17 protein-coding genes and 1 pseudogene are annotated in these 17,878 nt (G+C 73.8%); 11 read left to right on the top strand and 7 right to left on the bottom strand.

Annotated features, from left to right (window positions below):
* The first annotated feature begins 97 nt into the window (after positions 1–97).
* From CELF_RS00355 to CELF_RS00325, 7 genes are read left to right on the top strand one after another with little or no spacing between them, the layout of a single operon-like run.
* On the top strand, positions 98–979 hold the full coding sequence (locus CELF_RS00355) for a glycosyltransferase (protein ID WP_013769250.1): 882 nt from the start codon (positions 98–100) through the stop codon (positions 977–979).
* Positions 976–2,391, top strand: a complete 1,416-nt coding sequence (locus CELF_RS00350) for an NAD(P)/FAD-dependent oxidoreductase (RefSeq protein WP_013769249.1) — start codon at positions 976–978, stop codon at positions 2,389–2,391. Before CELF_RS00355 ends, CELF_RS00350 begins: the two co-directional genes overlap by 4 nt.
* An 11-nt stretch (positions 2,392–2,402) precedes the next feature.
* Positions 2,403–3,224: a glycosyltransferase family 2 protein gene (locus CELF_RS00345; RefSeq protein WP_013769248.1), complete on the top strand. Its 822-nt coding sequence runs from the start codon at positions 2,403–2,405 to the stop codon at positions 3,222–3,224.
* A complete protein-coding gene (locus CELF_RS00340) occupies positions 3,221–4,882 on the top strand; it encodes an FAD/NAD(P)-binding protein (RefSeq protein ID WP_013769247.1) in 1,662 nt (553 codons plus the stop codon). The genes CELF_RS00345 and CELF_RS00340 overlap by 4 nt, the downstream gene beginning before the upstream one ends.
* Positions 4,879–5,745 (top strand): polysaccharide deacetylase family protein, encoded by an 867-nt coding sequence (locus CELF_RS00335; protein WP_013769246.1) that lies wholly within the window; start codon positions 4,879–4,881, stop codon positions 5,743–5,745. The genes CELF_RS00340 and CELF_RS00335 overlap by 4 nt, the downstream gene beginning before the upstream one ends.
* A gap of 5 nt (positions 5,746–5,750) precedes the next feature.
* A complete protein-coding gene (locus CELF_RS00330; protein ID WP_049791403.1) occupies positions 5,751–6,953 on the top strand; it encodes an MFS transporter in 1,203 nt (400 codons plus the stop codon).
* Entirely contained in the window at positions 6,950–7,435 is a 486-nt protein-coding gene (locus CELF_RS00325) for a RidA family protein (RefSeq protein ID WP_013769244.1), read from the top strand. The genes CELF_RS00330 and CELF_RS00325 overlap by 4 nt, the downstream gene beginning before the upstream one ends.
* 121 nt (positions 7,436–7,556) lie before the next feature.
* On the opposite strand, the gene CELF_RS00320 is transcribed toward CELF_RS00325, so the two are convergent.
* The gene (locus CELF_RS00320) at positions 7,557–8,282 is read right to left on the bottom strand and encodes a dienelactone hydrolase family protein (protein ID WP_013769243.1); all 726 of its coding nucleotides are present in this window, start codon (positions 8,280–8,282) and stop codon (positions 7,557–7,559) included.
* Between the two features lie 311 nt (positions 8,283–8,593).
* Between CELF_RS00320 and CELF_RS00315 the strand changes: the two genes are divergently transcribed.
* Positions 8,594–9,073, top strand: a complete 480-nt coding sequence (locus CELF_RS00315; protein ID WP_013769242.1) for a pyridoxamine 5'-phosphate oxidase family protein — start codon at positions 8,594–8,596, stop codon at positions 9,071–9,073.
* 189 nt (positions 9,074–9,262) lie between these two features.
* Here CELF_RS00315 and CELF_RS00310 read toward each other — a convergent pair whose 3' ends face one another.
* The 3 genes from CELF_RS00310 to CELF_RS00300 all read right to left on the bottom strand — a co-directional run bounded on the left by CELF_RS00310 (position 9,263) and on the right by CELF_RS00300 (position 13,019).
* Positions 9,263–10,279: an ALF repeat-containing protein gene (locus CELF_RS00310; protein ID WP_126297624.1), complete on the bottom strand. Its 1,017-nt coding sequence runs from the start codon at positions 10,277–10,279 to the stop codon at positions 9,263–9,265.
* A 211-nt stretch (positions 10,280–10,490) separates the two neighbouring features.
* On the bottom strand, positions 10,491–11,387 hold the full coding sequence (locus tag CELF_RS00305; RefSeq protein WP_013769240.1) for an SDR family oxidoreductase: 897 nt from the start codon (positions 11,385–11,387) through the stop codon (positions 10,491–10,493).
* A 339-nt stretch (positions 11,388–11,726) separates the two neighbouring features.
* A complete protein-coding gene (locus CELF_RS00300) occupies positions 11,727–13,019 on the bottom strand; it encodes a cation:proton antiporter (RefSeq protein ID WP_013769239.1) in 1,293 nt (430 codons plus the stop codon).
* 200 nt (positions 13,020–13,219) lie between these two features.
* On the opposite strand from CELF_RS00300, the gene CELF_RS00295 reads away from it, so the two are divergent.
* On the top strand, positions 13,220–13,600 hold the full coding sequence (locus tag CELF_RS00295; protein WP_013769238.1) for a VOC family protein: 381 nt from the start codon (positions 13,220–13,222) through the stop codon (positions 13,598–13,600).
* Positions 13,491–13,733: pseudogene (locus tag CELF_RS21320) on the top strand (DUF2332 family protein); the annotation flags it as partial. The gene CELF_RS00295 and the pseudogene CELF_RS21320, both read left to right, overlap by 110 nt.
* Positions 13,734–13,744: 11 nt before the next feature.
* Here the strand turns inward: CELF_RS21320 and CELF_RS00290 are convergent.
* Both CELF_RS00290 and CELF_RS00285 read right to left on the bottom strand, forming a co-directional pair.
* Complete coding sequence (locus CELF_RS00290) at positions 13,745–14,740, bottom strand: zinc-binding dehydrogenase (RefSeq protein ID WP_013769237.1); 996 nt, start codon at positions 14,738–14,740, stop codon at positions 13,745–13,747.
* Positions 14,741–14,786: 46 nt separating this feature from the next.
* Positions 14,787–15,530: an NADPH-dependent F420 reductase gene (locus CELF_RS00285; protein WP_013769236.1), complete on the bottom strand. Its 744-nt coding sequence runs from the start codon at positions 15,528–15,530 to the stop codon at positions 14,787–14,789.
* A 111-nt stretch (positions 15,531–15,641) separates the two neighbouring features.
* On the opposite strand from CELF_RS00285, the gene CELF_RS00280 reads away from it, so the two are divergent.
* Complete coding sequence (locus CELF_RS00280; protein WP_013769235.1) at positions 15,642–16,223, top strand: TetR/AcrR family transcriptional regulator; 582 nt, start codon at positions 15,642–15,644, stop codon at positions 16,221–16,223.
* A 96-nt stretch (positions 16,224–16,319) separates the two neighbouring features.
* On the opposite strand, the gene dnaB is transcribed toward CELF_RS00280, so the two are convergent.
* Positions 16,320–17,699 (bottom strand): replicative DNA helicase, encoded by a 1,380-nt coding sequence (gene dnaB, locus CELF_RS00275; protein ID WP_013769234.1) that lies wholly within the window; start codon positions 17,697–17,699, stop codon positions 16,320–16,322.
* Positions 17,700–17,878 lie beyond the last annotated feature (179 nt).

Here is a 17,878-nt window from a genome sequence, read left to right as displayed (position 1 = left end):
CGCTCTCACGAGGAGCGGTCGAGGTGGCGCGGACAGCGCAGCCCACGCACCGACAGCACCGTCGAGCACCGGCGGCCGACACCGGAACCGTGATCACATGCCGCACCGCAGGGGGCCGTGCGCCACCGTCGTCGTGCCCACGTACAACCGGGCCGACCTGCTCCGCCTCACGCTCGAGTCGCTCCGAGGGCAGTCGCGCGACGACTTCGACGTCGTCGTCGTCGACGACGGCTCGACGGACGGCACCCGGGCCGTCGTCGACGAGTTCGCCCGCACGCTGCGCCTCGTCTACGTGTTCCAGCCCGACGAGGGCTTCCGCGCCGCACGCGCGCGCAACCTCGGGGTGCGGCTCGCCGAGGCGCCCGTCTGCGTGCTCGTCGACTGCGGCGTGGTCCTGCACCGCGAGGCGGTCGACCGGCACGTCGCGGCGCAGGCCGTCGGCGACGTCGTGGTCGGCCGGCTCCTGGGGTTCGACCAGGACGACGCCCACCGGGACACGCTCGTGCACCTCTGGACGTCCAGCGCCCCCGACGAGGGCTTCGCCCGCCTCGCCGGGCGGCCCGACCTGGCCGACCCGCGGGAGCACTGCCTCGCGGCCGTCCCCGGTCCGCTCGCGTCGTGGCCCGCGCCGTGGGCCCTCTTCTGGACGGCCAACGTGTCCGTCGCCACCGAGCTCCTCGTGCAGGTCGGCGGGTTCGACGAGGCGTTCCGGTCCTGGGGCGTCGAGGACACCGACCTCGGCTACCGCCTGCACCGGGCGGGCGGCCGGTACCACTGGGCGGACGACGCGGTCGGGTTCCACCACCCGCACGACAAGCCGCAGGCCGGCCGGCGGGCCTCCGCGGAGGCCAACCGCCGGTACCTCGCGACCAAGTTCGCCGACGACCAGGCCGTGCTGCTGCTGACGACGCACCGCGCGGTCTACCTGAACCAGGTGCTGCTGGGCCTACTTCCGACGACGCAGGGGATCCGCACATGACTCGACAGCCCGACCACCGGTACGACCACGCAGGGGTGGTGCTCGTCGGCGCGGGGGCGGTGAACCTCGTGACCGCCCTGCGCCTCGCCGAGCTCGGCGTGCCGCTCCTCGTGATGGACGCAGGACCCGACCCGCGGGGCGCGGGAGGAGGGGAGCCGGGCTGCACCCTCAGCGGGTGCGACGCGCGGATCGTCTCGCTCAACGAGTCGCGGCACCACTTCCTGTCCCCGTCGCTCGACGAGGAGTGCACGCAGTTCGACCGGACGATCGCCGACGGCGGCTGGCTGGGCGTGCCGCCGGCGGACCTGCGCGACAGCGACCACGAGTGGATCGAGCGGTTCCGGCAGGTCCCGACGCACACGTACCGCGAGCTCAACGACGTCCTCGTCGCGTGCAACCGGCGAGGGCTGGAGCGCTGGAACGACCTCGCCGACCGGCTCCCGGCGCTCTTCCGGGGCATCACCACCGACGGCCTCCTGCGGATCTACCTCACCCCGGAGTCGCACGAGGCGGGCCGGCGCGGCGAACGTGCCATCGGCGCGCTGATCGACGAGCTCTCGCCCGCGCACGTGGACGCCGAGCTCGGCGCGATGGCCGAGTACCGGTCGGCCGACTACCTCGGGGTGCTCCGCGTGCGGGGCTTCGGCATCAACGTGCACGAGTTCGTGCGCCGCGCCGTGTCCCACCTGGAGGCCGCCGGCGCACGGTTCCTGTGGCGGACCGAGGTGGCCGAGGTCTCGCTCACGGACGGCGGGGAGCTCACCGGCGTCGTCACGGGCGACGGGCTGCGGGTCACCGGGACGCACGTCGTGGTCTCGCCGGGGGTGCCCCGGCCGGGCACGCTGCGAGGCATGCCCGGCCGCGAGCTGCTCGCCGGGGTCGCCGGCGGGTGGCTCACGCTGCCCGACGACGGCGTCCGTCTCGGGGCGCCCCTCAAGGTGGCGCGCTCGGGCTTCGCGTCCGACCAGTCCAGCGCCGGGGCCAACGTCATCCCCGGTCGCGCCCCGGACGGCCGGCCCGTGATCCACCTCAGCTCTGGGCACGCGTACGTCGGAGCCGACCGGCCGACGACCGACCCGGCGTGGACCGTCGACCTGGCGCGCGTCCTGCACGAGACCGCCGAGCAGCTGTTCCCCCGCCAGTACCGCGCGGGCGTCGCCCAGGGCGTCGTGGTGCCCGGACGGCTCGGGCGTGTGTGCGTCCGGCCGTGGACCCCCTCGTGCCACGGCCTGTTCGACGACTCCGTCGAAGGCCCCGGAGGCCGCCTGCTCGTCACGGGCGGCCACAACACGGGCGGTTTCGCGCAGGCCCCGGTCGTGGCCGACGCGGTGGCCGAGTGGTTCACGGGCCGGTCGACCACCATCCGCGACACGTACTTCCCGCCGGCGCGGGTCACCGCCGGCGCCCGCTGAAGGAGCGACAGATGCCCCGGGTCTCCACCGTCGTCGTGAACTACAACAACGGCGACTTCGTGCGCCGCTGCGTCGAGAGCTTCCTCGCGCAGACCCGCCCGCCGGACGAGGTCGTCGTCGTGGACGACGCGTCCACCGACGGCTCGCTCGACGAGCTCGCCGCGCTCGAGCGCGAGCACCGGGAGGTCCGGGTCGTGCGCCACCCCACCAACCTGGGCGTCGCCCGGACCCGGATCGACGGCGTCGCCGCGTCGACCGGTGACCTGCTCAACTACATCGACAGCGACGACTTCCTCCAGGACGACGGCAAGCTGCAGGCGGAGCTCGAGCTGCGCGACCACTACGTCACGCGTCTCGGGCGTGAGGTCGTCGCGTTCTCCGACGTCCACATCGCCGACGGCGAGGGCACCGTCGTGGCGCGGTTCCGGGACATCCGGCCGGTCCGGGAGGGACGGGTCCTCGACGGCCTGATCACCCGCACCTGCCTCGTGCCGCAGAACTTCCTCGTCAGCCGGCGCGTGTACGACTCCGTCGGGGGGCACGACCCCGCGCTGTCGTTCTACGAGAACTGGGACCTCAAGCTCCGGCTGAGCGCCGCGGTGGACCTCGCGTTCACCGGCTCACCCGGGTTCGTCTACCGCCGCCACGGGCACGGGCTGTCCAACGCGGCGGTCGAGCAGCACCAGCGATGGGTCGCGGAGATCGCCCGACGCAACCTCCCCCTCGTCCCGCCCGCGCAGCGCGCGTACGTCGAGCAGGACGTGCAGCGGATGGTCGCGGAGCTGCCGCTCGAGCTCGCCTTCATCAACCGCCACCTCCTGGCGGCGACGTGACGCCGCTGCGCGTCGCGGTCGTGGGGTGCGGGCCCTGGGGCCTCGTCGTCCTCGACACGCTGCTCGGGCGGTGGCGCCGCACCGGGTCGTCGCTGCCGCCGCTCGAGGTCACGGTCGTGGACCCCGCGGCCGACCCCGGCGGCGGGCTCTACGCGCAGACGCCCGAGCACCTTCTCCTCAACACCCCGGCGGGGGACGTCGACATCTTCGGCCGGCCGGGGCCTCGCCCGGCCCGCGCCCGCACGTTCCTGGAGTTCGTCCGCGCCCGGGGCTACCGGGTCGACGAGCCCGACGGCCCGCGCAGCCCGGGCCCGGACGACTACCTGCCCCGGGCGTGGCTCGGGGACTACCTGGGCTGGGCGTGCACCACGCTCACGTCGGACCTTCCCGACCGCGTCCGCGTGACCCACGCGCGGACGCACGTCACGCGGCTCGACCCGGGACGCGACGGCGTCGAGCTGACCTGCTCCGACGGCGAGCGGCGCCGCGCCGACTTCGCCTTCGTGACCGTCGGCGTCCCGGCACCACGGCCGCAGGAGGTCCGGCCCGGTCCCGGCGAGACCGTCGTCGTCGCGGGCATGGGGCTCACGGCGATCGACGCGGTCGTCTCCCTGACCGTCGGCCGTGGTGGGCGGTTCGAGCCCGCCGGCGAACCGGGGCGGCTCGTGTACCGCCCCAGCGGTGACGAGCCCGTCATCCACCAGTTCTCCCGCAGCGGCTTCTTCCCGCTGGGCCGACCGGCGGCACGGCTCGACACGCTCGCCGGGTGGGACGCGACGCTGCCCCTCGCCGCCGCGCCGGAGGGCAGCCGCTCGGTCGACTTCCGGGCCACGGTCCTGCCCGCGCTCCTCGCGAAGATGGCCGAGGCCGAGCTGTGGCCCGACCGCACCCGCGCCGTCCAGCACGCCGCGTCGCCCGCGGTCCTCAGCGCCGCGGTCGACGCACCTCGCGCGACGTTCGCGTCCGCGCAGCAGTACGGGTCCGCCGTCCACGACGCGCTCGCGGCCGACGTCGACGAGTGCGCCCACCCGACCCTGCCCGCCCGCCGGCGGGGCGTCGAGAGCCTCAAGCTGCTGCGAGACGACGTGCGCCGGCTGTGCGACTTCGACCGGCTCACGCCCGAGAGCCACGCCTGGTTCCTGCGGTCCGTCCTCCCGCTGTTCTACCGGTTCACCGTCGGACCGCCCGCGTCGCGGGGTCGCGAGCTGCTCGCTCTGCGGGAGGCGGGCGTCCTGCGGCACGACCTCGGGCCCGCCCCGGCGGTGACGGCCGCAGGCGCCGGTGCCGTCGTGACCTCGACGTCCCTGCACACCCCGACGACCGTGGTCACCGACCACTGCGTCCCGGGCCACCTGCCCGCGCCCACCGTGGACACCCTGCCGGCGTTCCTGGCCGACGGGGTCCGCTCCGGCCACGTCGTCCTGCGGCGTGCCGGCGGGCGAGAGGTCGGCATCGCCGTCGACTCGCGGTTCCACCCGATCGGTCCGGCGGGGCCGCTCACCACGAAGGTCGCGTACCTCGGCGCCCTCACCGAGGGGTCGCGCCACTTCAACTTCTACGTCCCCTCACCGGGTGTCCGGGCGCGCGCGTACCTCGACGCGGAGCGGTGCGTCGACGTGCTGCTCGACGGCCTCCTCGTGCAGGCGGCGGGAGCATGAGCGACGCCCGGCGCGCCGTCGTCATGCTGCACAGCGTCGTCCCCGACCGGGAGCTCGACGCACGGCTCGTGCCCCGCCCGCGGCAGGAGCTCGGCACCGAGGAGCTCCGCCGGTTCGTGCACGACGCGCGAGCCGCGGGCTGGAGCATCGTCGGGCTGTCAGAGCTGCTCGACACGTCCGGGTCGGGCGGGCACCGGCTCGCCGTCACGTTCGACGACGGCTACCGGGACTTCGCCGACCACGCGCTGCCCGTCCTGCGGGCGCTCGACGTCCCTGCCACGCTGTTCGTCACGACCGGCTACCCCGACCGCACGCTCCTGCACGTCAGCCTGGTCGTCGAGGACCTCGTGCGGAGCCGGGCCGCCCTGCGGCTGCGCACCCCCGACGGCCCCCGGACCGTCGAGTGCCACGACCCCGTGGACGCGGCGACGCAGGTCAACCGCATCATCTGGGAGGCAGGGCTGGACACCGCGACCGAGATCCTGGGCGACTACCGGGAGGAGTGGGTCGACTACGGGCTGACCTGGGAGCAGCTCCACGAGATCGCCCGTGACCCGCTCACGACGATCGGCGGCCACACCACGTCCCACCCGTTCCTGCCGGCGCTCGACCCGCAGGCGTGCGCCGCCGAGATCGACGGCAACCGGCGCCGGCTGCGCACCGAGCTCGGCGTGCCGGTGGAGCACTTCGCCTACCCCTTCGGGCGGCACTCCGACACGGTCGTGCAGGCCGTCCGCCGCGCCGGGTACGCCGCGGCGGTGACGACCGAGCCGCGGGACGTCGACGCGCGCGACGCGCTGCACGTCCTGCCCCGCTTCTGCGCGGAGTCGGGCCGTCCGTTCGCCGCGACCGTGGACGGATGACACCGGTGGCGAGCCTGACGGACGACACCCGCCGGTCCACGGGCCTGGGACGCCTCGTCCTGCCCGTCTACCTGCCGGCGGCGCTCGCGATGGCGAGCCTCGGGATCGTCACGCCGATCCTCGCCCTGCTCGCGATCGACCGCGGCGCCGCGCCCGCCGACGCGGCTCTCGTCGTCGCGATGCTCAGCGTCGGCGGGTTCGTCGGCGCGCTGCCGAGCGCAGTGGTCATCTGGCGCCTCGGCGACCGCTGGTCGCTCGCGCTGGCCCTCGCCGTCGAGACGGTCGGGATCGTCGTGATCGCCGCCGTGCCGTCACCCGGGGCCATGCTCGCGGCCGCCTTCGTCATGGGTCTCGCCGGTGCCGTCGTCGCGGTGGCCCGGCAGGGGTTCCTCGCCACGGCGGTCCGGCCCGACGTCCGCGGGCGGGCGATGTCCGTGCTCGGCGGCGTGTTCCGCGCCGGGTCGCTCGTCGGGGCGCTCGTGTCCGCCGGCATCCTCGCGGTGGCGCCGATGGAGTGGGCGCTGGCGACGGCCGCGACGCTGTCGGCGTCGGCGGCCGTCGCGACGTGCGTCTTCCGCCTGCCCGACGAGCCCGACGCCGACACCGTCCGCAGCGGTCTCACCCTGTGGCAGCGGGGGTTCGGGCGGGCCTTCCTGACGCTCGGGGTGGGCGGCGCGCTCGTCATGCTCGTGCGCGCGTCGCGGGACGCGCTCCTCCCCCTGTGGGGCCACGAGCTGGGCATCACCGAGAGCCAGGTCAGCCTCCTGTTCGCCGTGTCCTCCGCGGTGGACCTCTGCCTGTTCTACGTGGCGGGCGTCGTGATGGACCGGTTCGGCCGCCGAGCGGCCGTCGTCCCGGCGATGCTCGTCATGGGCACCGCGCTGCTCGTCCTGCCCGCCGGGTCGGGGCTGCCGTGGGCCCTCGTCGTCGGGGTGCTGCTCGGCCTGGGCAACGGACTGTCGTCCGGGGCCGTCATGACGATGGGCGTCGACGCGGCGCCCGAGGGCGCCCGACCGGCGTTCCTCGCGGGGTGGCGGCTCGTCACCGGCATCGGGCAGTCCGCCGGTCCGGTGGCGGTGGCCGGCATCGTCGGCCTCGCGTCCGTCGGCGCGGCGGCGGTGTCGATCGGCACCCTCGGGCTCGTCGGCGCCGGCTGGCTCTGGTACTGGTTGTCGACGCGACGGACGACGAAGGGAGACGCACCGTGACGTGGTCCGCCGAGCGGCGACTCGACGAGCTCGGGATCGTGCTGCCCGCACCGAGCTCTCCGCGCGGCGCGTACACGAGCTGCGTGCAGGTCGGGGCGCTGCTGTTCGTCGCCGGGAAGGGTCCGTCGGACCCGGCCACCGCCGGGAAGCTGGGGCGCGACCTGACCACCGCGCAGGGCGCCGCCGTCGCGCGCACCGTGGGGCTGGAGGTCCTCGCCTCGGTGCGGGAGTTCCTCGGCTCGCTCGACGCCGTCCGGCGCGTCGTCCGCGTCCAGGCGTTCGTGCACGCGACCGCGGAGTACGAGGAGCACCACCTGACCGCCGACGGGCTCTCGGAGCTCTTCGTCGACGTCTTCGGGGACGCCGGGATCCACACGCGGTCGGTCCTCGGGGCCGTCTCGCTGCGCGGCGGCCTGCCGGTGGTCGCGGAGTGCCTCTTCGAGGTCGCACCCCCGCCGGCCCCTGCCCCGCCGGGCGCCTGACGAGCCGCCCGTCCGGACGCTCGGGCTCGGCTGAGCGCGAGGGTCCGGACGGGCGCCGCGGAGGGCGGGCCGGCGCAGCGACCGCGGTCCGCTCGTCAGCGCGGGTGCCGCGGTGGGCGGGTCAGCGCAGGTGCCGCACGAAGAAGTCCCCCGCCTGCGCCAGCTCGTACGCGGGGACCCCCGTGTGCCCGCCGAGGTTGGCGTGCAGCGTCTTCTCCGCCGAGCCGATCGCGTCGAACACGTCGAGGGCCGCCTGCCGGTCGTTCCACTCGTCGTCCCACTGCAGCAGGAGCTGCACCGGCACGGTGAGCCGACGGCACTCCTCGACGACCTGCCGCGGCACGAAGCTCCCCGCGAACAGCACCGCCGCCCGCACGCGCGGGTCGACGAGCGCCAGCCGCAGCCCGATCGCGAGGACCCCGCCGTCGCACCCGACGCGCCCCTCCATCTCGGGCAGCGCGAGCAGCTCGTCGAGCGCCGCGCGCGCCTCGGGGACCGCCTCGTCCACCAGCGGCAGGACGAGCCGGTCGACGATCTCGTCCACGGGCTCCCGGGCCTCCAGCGCGCGGCGCAGGTCCGCCCGGGCCTCGTCGGCGCCGGGTCGCGGCGGCCGGTCGCCCGCGCCCGGCAGCTCGAGCGCGGCCGCGTGGAAGCCGTGCTCCCGGGCGTAGTACCGGGCCCGTCCCGCGACGCGCGGGTACATCGTGCGCAGCCCGCCCGGATGACCCACGAGGATCAGCGGGGCGGGTGCGGCACCGGCGGTCCACAGGAGGCCGGTGGTCCCACCGAGGGTGAGGTCGCGCTCGACGACACCGTCGTCGAGCAGTCGTTCCGAGGTGATGTGCATGGTCGTCCCTCTCGAGAGCGTGCTGCGTGTCAGCGCTCCCGGACGACCGTCCGTCCGACCATGACCACGGGGAGCGCCCCTGTCCTCACTGCGTCCACAGGGCTCACCTCCTCGGCTCGGCACGGTGTGCCGGACGCTACCTCCGGCCGCGACGCGCCCCGCACGTTTTTCCGCACGGCCACGCGGGCACCCCGGCCGGTCGCACGCGCTGCGCTGCTCGTAGCCCGACGACGCCGGGGTGCGGGTGCCGAGGCGGCGACCTACCGTGGCCGGGCGTCGTGCGACGCGTCGACACGTCGAGGGGGACGGCCATGGCACAGGACGAGATCGCGAAGGTCACCGAGCTCATCCGGGACGCGAAGGTCGCGATGCTCACGACCGTCGCCGCCGACGGGCGCCTCGTCAGCCGCCCGATGGGGATCCAGGAGGCCGAGTTCAGCGGCGACCTGTGGTTCTTCGCCGACGCCGACAGCCACAAGGTCGACGAGATCGCGCACGGCAGCCCCGTCAACGCCGCGTTCGTCGACAGCACCTCGTGGGTGTCGGTCTCCGGCACCGCGGAGGTCGTGCGCGACGTCGCCAAGGCGCGCGAGCTGTGGAACCCCGTCGCGGAGGCCTGGTACCCCGACGGCCCCGAGACGCCGGGTCTCGTGCTGCTCGTCGTGCACGGCGAGACGGCCGAGTACTGGGACGCACCGGGCAACCGGCTGACGACCGCGATCAGCCTCGTGAAGTCGAAGCTGACCGGTGAGCGCTACGACGGCGGGGAGAACGAGACCGTCCACCTCTGACCCCACGACCAGCAGTCGCGCCGGGTCCAGGTCGGCCTGATCGGGGCGAGCGTGCCGTCGCATTCGGCCTGGAGCCGCCCGGGGCTGGACCCGTGACGCCTCTCCCCCGCCCCCGGACGCCGCGGACCGGCCCGCGCGCCAGCACGCGCACGGACCGGTCCGGTCGAGGGCGGGGCTCCGCCGTGTCCGTCAGAAGGCCTGACCGCGCCGCCGCGCGAGGACGACGAGACCCGCACCCGCGACGAGCGCGCCGGCAGCCACCGCGGCACCCTCCAGCGACGTCCCCGTCGCGGCGAGCACACGGGTGGCCGGACGCGTGGGCGTCGCGGCCCGGGGCGAGGCGGCCCGGGGCGAGGCGGCCCGGACCGGCTGCTTGACCGCGGTCGCGGCCGCAGCGGGAGCCGCGGGCGCAGCCGGCACGGGAGCAGCCGGTGCAGGGGCGGCCGGTGCGGGAACGGCCGGGACCGCCGCCACGTCGATGGCGCGGGCCACGTGCTGCCCGTTGAGGATGAACTCCCGCAGCTCGGCGGGGGTCCCCGCGAGCGCCGCCTGGGCGGCGGCGTCGAGCGCCGGACCGCTGTTGTTCGCGCCGCCGGTCAGCATCGTCGCGGCCATCAGCCGGTCGTCGGCGTACTGCGCGTTCGCGAACCCGGTCGCCAGGAACTCGGCCACGACCTGCGGGTCGTTGCTCGCGAGCGCCGCCTGCGCCGCGGCCTCCACGGCAGGACCGTGGGGAGCGGCGAGCACGCGCGCCACCTCCACGCGGTCGTCGGCGGCCTTCGCCTGCGGCAGGCCGACGGAGAGGAAGTGCGACAGCGCCTTCGGGTCGCTGTCCGCGAGCGCCGCCTGCGCGCCCGCCTCGACCGCGGGGCCGTGCGGCGCCGCGAGCACCCTCGCGACACGCAGACGCTCGTCGGCGTACCAGGCGCGCAGGTACGCACCACCGTCGACGAACTCCCGCACCTGCTCGTCCGAGCCCGCGAGCGCCTCGGCGGCGGCGCGCGGCATCGCCGGACCGTCGGTGCTCGCGGCGAGGACCCCGACCCAGGCCCGGTACTCCTCGGCGCTGGTTCCGTGGAACCCCGCCTCGACGAACGCCCGCACGTCCGCGACCGGGTCGGCGGCAGACGCCGGAGCCCCGCTCGCCCCCAGTCCCACGACCGCCAGCACCACGGCGACCCCGAGCGACCTCCAGAGCCTTCTCACCAGCGCGTACCCCCACGTCAGCACGGTCAGGCTCGCCGCGCGCCGCGCGCGCAGATCCCCCCGACCCGGGCCAGACGCTACCGGCCCGAGAGCGCGCGCGGGCCGGTTCCGGAGGTCCGCGCAGGACGCACGCGGGATCTCCTCAACCGGACGCCGGCACGACCTCCGGCGGGCGACCTCGTCCGCGCAACGCCGTGGCCCCGCACCGACGTCAGGGCACGTTCGCGCCGCCGTTGACGTTGATGACCTCGCCCACCACGAAGCTCGACTCCGGCGACGCGAGGAACACGTACGCGGGCGCCTGCTCGACCGGCTGGCTCGTCCGCCCGAGCCACGACGACTCCCCGAACCCGTCGAGCTTCTCCGCCGGCTGCCCGTCGCTGACCTGCAGCGGTGTCCACACCGGTCCGGGCGCGACGGCGTTCACGCGAATGCCACGCGGCGCGAGGTCAGCCGCGAGGGCCTTGGTGAACCCGATGATCGCGAACTTCGTCGACGCGTAGTTGATGATCATCGGTGACGGGTTGTAGCCCTGCACGGACGTGCTGTTGATGATCGTGGCGCCCGGCGGGAGGTGCGGCAGGGCGTCGCGCGTGATCCAGAACATCGCGTACAGGTTCGTCTGGATGGTGCGGTCGAGGTCGGCCTCGTCGAGCTCGTCGAACGACGGGTGGTAGACCTGGTGGGCCGCGTTGTTGACGAGGATGTCGAGCCCACCGAGCCCGGCCACGGCGTCGGCGACCATGGTGCGGCAGAGCTCGCGGTCGCGGATGTCGCCCGGCAGCAGCACGCACGTCCGGCCCGCGGCTCGTACGTGCTCCGCGATCGCCTCGGCGTCCACCTGCTCCTCGGGGAGGTAGCTGAGCGCCACGTCGGCGCCCTCGCGCGCGAACGCGATCGCGACTGCGGCACCGATGCCCGAGTCGCCGCCCGTGATCAGCGCCTTGCGTCCGGGCAGCCGACCCGTCCCGCGGTACGACGTCTCGCCGTGGTCGGCCTTCGGGTCGAGCTCCGCGTCGAGCCCGGGGAGCGGCTGCCACGACGCGTGCGGCTTGATGTGGGCGTGGCGCTCGACGGGGTTGTCGAACGTGAGCTGGTCGGACGTCATCGTCATCTCCTTCACGGGCGGCAGGACCCCGGGGTGGCGTGGAGCGGCGGCGGTCCTGCCGACCGACCCTAACCGCGGACGACCGGGGTCGACATCGTTGTCGACGACGACGCACGACAGCCGGTCACGCCTCGACCGACGGGTCCCGCGGCTGCACCACTCGCAGGGACGCCACGACAGGAGAGTCCGCACAGGACGTCCTTGACGCCCAGGTCACCGCCCGCGCCCGGGCACCGGGAGACGTCGACGGCCCACAGCCCGTCGGCGGTGAGGCTGCGTGCGCCGTGCGTCGGAGCCGGGTCTCGCCGGGTCGAGGCGCGCGGCGACGACGATGGAGACCTAGACCGGGGTCTCGGCGGGGTTCTCCCCCACCACGCGGGCCCGGCGGTCACGCCTGCGGTCGAGCGCGCGCATGACGGGCGTGGCGGACGCGCCGTGGATCAGCACCGACCCGACGACGACCAGGGCCACGATCCCCCAGAGCCGGTCGGCGTCGGCGAACCCACCCTCCTGCGCGGCGTAGGCGATGTAGAAGAGGGATCCGACGCCGCGCACGCCGAAGAACGCGACGACCGCCCGCTCGCGCGGTCCCGTGCGGCCCCCTCGGAGCGCCACGAAACCGGTCACGGGACGCACCACCAGGAGGAACACCAGGACGAGGCCCACCTCGGCCCAGCCGAACGCGGGGAACACGCCGCGCACGAGCGCCCCTCCCAGGAGCACGATGACCGCCACGGTGAGGAGTCGCTCGATCTGCTCGACGAAGCCGTGCAGCACCTTGTGGTACTGGTGCTCGCGCTCGGTTCCGCGCAGGGCGACCGCGCACACGAACACCGCGACGAACCCGTACCCCTCCGCCACCTCGGCCACGCCGTACGCCAGGAAGGTGGCGGCGAGCGCGACGAAGCCCTGGGTGTGCTCGGTCATCCGAAGCCGCTCTGCGAGGGAGGAGAAGAACAGCCGCCCCAGCAGCCATCCCACGACGTACCCGACGGCGACCCCCACGCCGAGCCGCCACACGACGTCGACCAGGACCCAACGACCCAGCCATCCCCCCGGTGCCAGACCCGCGATGCTCACGGCGATCGCCGCGTACGTGAAGGGGAAGGCCAGACCGTCGTTGAGCCCGGCCTCGGAGGTCAGCGCGAAGCGCGCCTCGTCGTCCTGCGTCCCGGGCTCGTCGACCGGCTCGCTCACCTGCACCTCGGTCGCCAGCACCGGGTCGGTCGGGGCGAGCGCCGCGGCGAGCAGGATCGCGCTCGCCGCACCCAGACCGAGCGCGGCCCAGCCCAGCACCCCGACGGCGACCATCGACAACGGCATGGTGATGCCGAGCAGACGCCACGTGGTGCCCCACGTCCGCCACGCGAACGGACGGTTGATGGCGAGTCCGGCGCCCATCAAGGACACGATCACGCAGACCTCGGTCAGGTGGAGCGCGATCTCCGGGTGCTCGATCGGGCTCGGGTCCGGCAGCTGCGGGAGGAGCCAGAAGCCGAGTGCACCCATGCCGAGGAAGACGGTCGGCATCGAGATCGGCGCACGGTGCAGCAGCCGTGGCAGGACCGCCGCGGCCAGGGTGGCCAGTCCGAGGGCCAGGAAGACCGAAGCGGCACCGTCGACGGGGAGCACGTGGACACGCTACGGGCGGCGGCTGGAACCGGCCCGGCGACGGATCCGCGGCCCACCGGCCGAGCGGTGGTCGCACGGGCGTCGAGACGGGTCGAGCGTGACGCACGGTGCTCGCGATCGGAAGACTCCGGGGGCGCGTCCTGCTGCCTGCAGGAGTGCCCACCGGGTGCCGGTCCCCCCCATCCCCGTAGGCTCGCGCGATGATCCGACTGCGCGACGTGACGTACCTCGTCCGAGACCACGCCGAGGCGCTGGCGTTCTTCGTCGACGCGCTCGGATTCACCGTGCGTCAGGACGAGACGTTCGACGGCGGGTGGCGACGCGTCGTGGTCGGACCACCCGACGGCGGGACGGGGCTCGTCCTCGCGCTGGCTCCCGACGACGCACCGGTCGGGCGACAGGCCGGCGCCGACGTCGCGTTCTTCCTGGAGACCGACGACTTCGCAGCTCAGCACGAGCGGATGGTCCGGCATGGGGTGCGCTTCCGGGAGGAGCCCCGTCGGGAGCCGTACGGCACGGTGGCGGTCTTCGAGGACCCGTACGGCGGCGCCTGGGACCTCATCGAGCCGCCGAGCGCCTGATCGGCCGCGGTCGCACGACCCGTGCCCAGACCTCGCGCCGGTCGACGTGTTCGACGTCGACGCGTGCAGCGGGCTGGAGGCCCTGGTCTGGCCGGAGCACGACGATCGCCGCGCACGCCTGCGAGCGGCCTCCAGTGTCGTGGGCTACGCGGATGCCTGCGCGCGGGCGGGCTGGGTCAGGGTCACCACGGTCTGGCCGGAGGCGTCTGCGGCACGTCGGGCCAGTGCCTCGGGGACGTCCGCGAACGCGTGCACGGCGTTCACAGGCGGGTCGATCTGGCCGGTGGCCACCATGGCGGCGAGAGCCTCGAGGGTGTCGGTTCGTTCGGCGTCGTTGCGGAAGGAGGACAGGGTGCCGATGACGGCGTAGTCCCGGGACAGCAGGTCCTGCCCGTCGGGGCGGGCCGGCGTCCCGCTCGCGAACCCCACGATCAGGACGCGCGCGCCCGAGCGAGCGAGGACCGTGGTCGCCTGGGTGTACGCGTCCCCGCCGACGGTGTCGTAGACGACGTCGACGCCGCGCCCGCCGGTCAGCTCTGCGATGGCGGCGGCCGTGGTGGGGTCGGCGAGATCGACGACGAGGTCCGCGCCCTGCTCCTCGCAGAACCGCGCCTTCGACTGCGTGCGGGCGGTCGCGATGACGGTCGCCCCGAGTGCCTTGCCGACCTGGATCGCGGCGGAGCCGGTGCGGCCGGCCCCACCGACGACCAGCAGCACCTCCCCTGCCCGCAGGTGGGCGCGGTGGTGCAGGCCGATGTGCGCGACGTGGAACGACCCGACGAACCCCACGGCCTGCTGGATGCTGAGCCCGTCCATGACGGGCATCGCGCTCCAGCCAGGAACGAGCGTGTACTCGGCCAGGCCGCCGGTCAGGGCGCCGCCGACGATCTGCGTCCCGGGCGCGTAGGGGAAGCCGTCGGCGGCCTGCTCGACGATGCCGACGACCTCCTGCCCGGGGGTGACGGGCGGTGCCGGGACCAGCGGGTACTCACCGCGGAGCATCATCAGGTCGGGCAGCGCGAGGCTCGCCGCGAGCACCCGGACCAACGCCTCCCCCGGGCCCGGCGTGGGTACGGGCACCTCCTCCAGCCGGAGCACCTGCTCGACCTCTCCGAACTCCGCTGCCTGCCACCGCTTCATCCCACGACCGCCTTCGTCTCGTTCATCGTGCGCACGTCCCCGCGTCTCAGAAGAGCAGCCGGTTGAGGGCGAGCTGGAAGTCCGAGCCGGGCAAGGTGCCGTCGGGCTCGGCCCGCTCGATGAGGATCTCCATCATCAGGTCGCGCCGGCGGGCCGCGCGGGCCGCGTCGGCCGCCGCGAGGGCTGCGGGCAGCTGCTCGGCGGTCAGGTCCGTCGTGTATGCCGGGGTGCCCGGCTGCTGGCGCCAGGACTCCGCGATCACGCCGGCGTCGAACGCGTCGAACCCGGTCTGCTCCACGAGCTCCATCCCGATCTTGCGCTGCGCGTCGTCGTCGGCCGCCACCGGCAGGCCGATGCGCCCTGGGGTGCCCGCCGGCGTGGCCTTGTCGGCGAACGACGCGGTGGTGATGGTGTTCCACACCTTGACGAGCGGGCGCCGGTACTGCGCCTGCACCCACGCGCTCTCGTTCTGCCCGGCGCCCAGGCCCTCGATGACCCCGTCGCGGCGCGGGAAGTAGTTCGAGGTGTCCAAGATGACCGCCCCCGACGGTGCCTTCGCCACGAGGTCGGCCACGGTGGGGATCTGCCCGAGGTTGACCGAGACGATCACCACGTCCGCGCCCGCGGTCGCGTCGGCCGCCCACACAGCCCGGGCTCCCGAGCTCAGAGCTGCTGCTGGGACGGTCTCGGGCGCGCGGGAGTTCGCGATCGAGACGTCGTGGCCGACGCGGGCCAGCCGCCGGGCGAGGATCGTCCCGATGTTGCCCGCTCCGATGATGCCGATCCGCATGAGAGCCCTTCGTGGTGTGTCGCGTGTGACGTACGAAGACAAGAGGAGATAGTCTCCTCTTGTCTCCCACGTTAGGGAGACACTCTCCGGTTGTCAAAGGAAGCCCGCGTGATGACGAGCACGACCGGCGGCGCCCGCCCTCCGCGCGCGGACGCGCGGCGCAACCGCGACCGGATCCTGCAGGTCGCTGAGCAGCACTTCAGCGAGCACGGGGTCACCGGGTCCCTCGACCAGATCGCCAAGAGCGCGGGCATCGGGCCCGGCACGCTCTACCGCCACTTCCCCAACCGTGCAGCCCTCCTGGCCGCCCTCCTCGCCGAGCGCGAGGATCACCTCACCCGCGAGCTCGACGACATCGCCGCGACCTCGACCGACGCGGCCACCTCGCTGCAGCGATGGCTCACCGCCCTGGTCGAGTGGGCCAGCGCCTTCGACGGCCTGCCCGACCCCCTGCGCGACGCCGTCTCCGAGGAAGCCTCACCCCTCGCCCTGACCTGCCAGGGCTACATCACCACCACCGACACATTCCTGGCCGCCGCCCAGCGCGAGGGCAGCGCCCGCAGCGACGTACGCGCACGCGACCTCTTCCTGGCCACGCTCGCGATCGCCTGGGTCGGCAAGGCCGCCATGGCCGACGAGTCCTCGCGCCCAGGGATCAACGCCCTGATCCGCACCGGGTGGGCGACCCTGTAGCCCCACGCCGCACACGGCGCCGGTACCCGCAGTGTCGGAGCCCGGACGTCGAGGTCTCTCGCACGGCGGCGTTCTACGGATGCACCCGAGCAGTTGTCACGCCTGCATGTCGACGAAGCGCGAATAGTGACCCTGGAACGCCACGGTGATGGTGTCGGTCGGACCATTTCTGTGCTTCGCAACGATGAGGTCCGCCTCGCCCGCACGGGGCGATTCTTTTTCGTAGGCGTCTTCGCGATGCAGAAGGATGACCATGTCAGCATCCTGCTCGATGCTGCCACTTTCGCGAAGGTCGCTCATCTGCGGTTTCTTGTCCGTTCGCTGTTCGGGTCCGCGGTTGAGCTGGGAGATGGCGATGACCGGAACCTCGAGCTCCTTGGCGAGGAGCTTGAGTGCGCGGGAGAACTCCGAGACCTCCTGCTGGCGGGACTCGACACGCTTGCCGGACGTCATCAGCTGGAGGTAGTCGATGATGACGAGCTTGAGGTCGTGCCGCTGCTTGAGCCGGCGCGACTTGGCGCGGATCTCCATGAGCGACATGTTCGGCGAGTCGTCGATGAACAGCGGCGCCTCGGAGATCTTGCCCATGGTCGCGGCGACCTTGGCCCAGTCGTCCTCGCCCATCTGGCCGGTGCGCATCTTCTGCAGGTGCACGCGCGCCTCGGCCGACAGCAGACGCATCGTGATCTCGTTGCGGCTCATCTCGAGCGAGAACACGACGGACGTCATCCCGTGCTTGATCGACGCCGACCGGACGATGTCAATTCCCAGGGTCGACTTGCCAATTGCAGGCCTCGCTGCGACGACAATCATCTGTCCGGGGTGCAGCCCATTTGTCAGGCGGTCGAGGTCGGAGAAGCCCGTGGGGACGCCGATCATGCCCTCGCCGCGGTGGCCGGCGGCCTCGATCTCGTCGACCGTGCCGCCGATGATCTCGCCGAGCGGCAGGTAGTCCTCGGACGCGCGGCGCTCGGTGACGGCGTAGACCTCGGCCTGCGCGTTGTTGACGATCTCGTCGACGTCACCGCCGTCGGTGCCGTACCCGAGCTGCACGATGCGCGTGCCGGCCTCGACGAGCTTGCGCAGGATGGCGCGCTCGCGCACGATCCGCGCGTAGTAGCCGGCGTTGGCCGCGGTGGGCACGGACGAGATGAGCGTGTGGAGGTAGGGGGCGCCGCCGATGCGGCCGATCTCGCCGCGCTTGGTCAGCTCGTCGGCGACGGTGATCGCGTCGGCGGGCTCGCCGCGCCCGTACAGGTCGAGGATCGCGTCGTAGACGGCCTCGTGCGCCGGGCGGTAGAAGTCGGTGCCCTTGATCTGCTCGATGACGTCGGCGATGGCGTCCTTCGAGATCATCATGCCGCCGAGGACGGACCGCTCGGCCTCGAGGTCCTGCGGCGGGGTGCGGTCGAAGCCGCCGTTGCCCCCGCGTCCGGAGTCCGGCGGCGCGCCGTACTCGAGCTCCTCGATCGTCACTGGCCGCCCATCCCCGTCATCCGTTACCGTCGAACAGCTGTTCTAGCAGCCGCCGCCGACAACTCCGTCCGCGCCACCGCACTCGCGTCCGGTCCTGCCTACGCACGCGAGGTTAGGCGCGTCCGGACCGGCCTCCAAACCGGCCTGTGGACAACCCTGTGGGGCACGTGTGGACGGTG

The organism is Cellulomonas fimi ATCC 484 (genome assembly GCF_000212695.1).
Lineage (GTDB): Bacteria > Actinomycetota > Actinomycetes > Actinomycetales > Cellulomonadaceae > Cellulomonas > Cellulomonas fimi.
The sequence above is the reverse complement of the archived record's forward strand: the minus strand, read 5'-3'. Positions and strand labels throughout refer to the sequence as shown.

Coding starts and splice junctions, on each gene's coding strand:
- CELF_RS00355 (WP_013769250.1), top strand. CDS start 98: ATGCCGCACCGCAGGGGGCCGTGCGCCACCGTCGTCGTGCCCACGTAC.
- CELF_RS00350 (WP_013769249.1), top strand. CDS start 976: ATGACTCGACAGCCCGACCACCGGTACGACCACGCAGGGGTGGTGCTC.
- CELF_RS00345 (WP_013769248.1), top strand. CDS start 2,403: ATGCCCCGGGTCTCCACCGTCGTCGTGAACTACAACAACGGCGACTTC.
- CELF_RS00335 (WP_013769246.1), top strand. CDS start 4,879: ATGAGCGACGCCCGGCGCGCCGTCGTCATGCTGCACAGCGTCGTCCCC.
- CELF_RS00320 (WP_013769243.1), bottom strand. CDS start 8,282: ATGCACATCACCTCGGAACGACTGCTCGACGACGGTGTCGTCGAGCGC.
- CELF_RS00315 (WP_013769242.1), top strand. CDS start 8,594: ATGGCACAGGACGAGATCGCGAAGGTCACCGAGCTCATCCGGGACGCG.
- CELF_RS00305 (WP_013769240.1), bottom strand. CDS start 11,387: ATGACGTCCGACCAGCTCACGTTCGACAACCCCGTCGAGCGCCACGCC.
- CELF_RS00295 (WP_013769238.1), top strand. CDS start 13,220: ATGATCCGACTGCGCGACGTGACGTACCTCGTCCGAGACCACGCCGAG.
- CELF_RS00290 (WP_013769237.1), bottom strand. CDS start 14,740: ATGAAGCGGTGGCAGGCAGCGGAGTTCGGAGAGGTCGAGCAGGTGCTC.
- CELF_RS00285 (WP_013769236.1), bottom strand. CDS start 15,530: ATGCGGATCGGCATCATCGGAGCGGGCAACATCGGGACGATCCTCGCC.
- CELF_RS00280 (WP_013769235.1), top strand. CDS start 15,642: ATGACGAGCACGACCGGCGGCGCCCGCCCTCCGCGCGCGGACGCGCGG.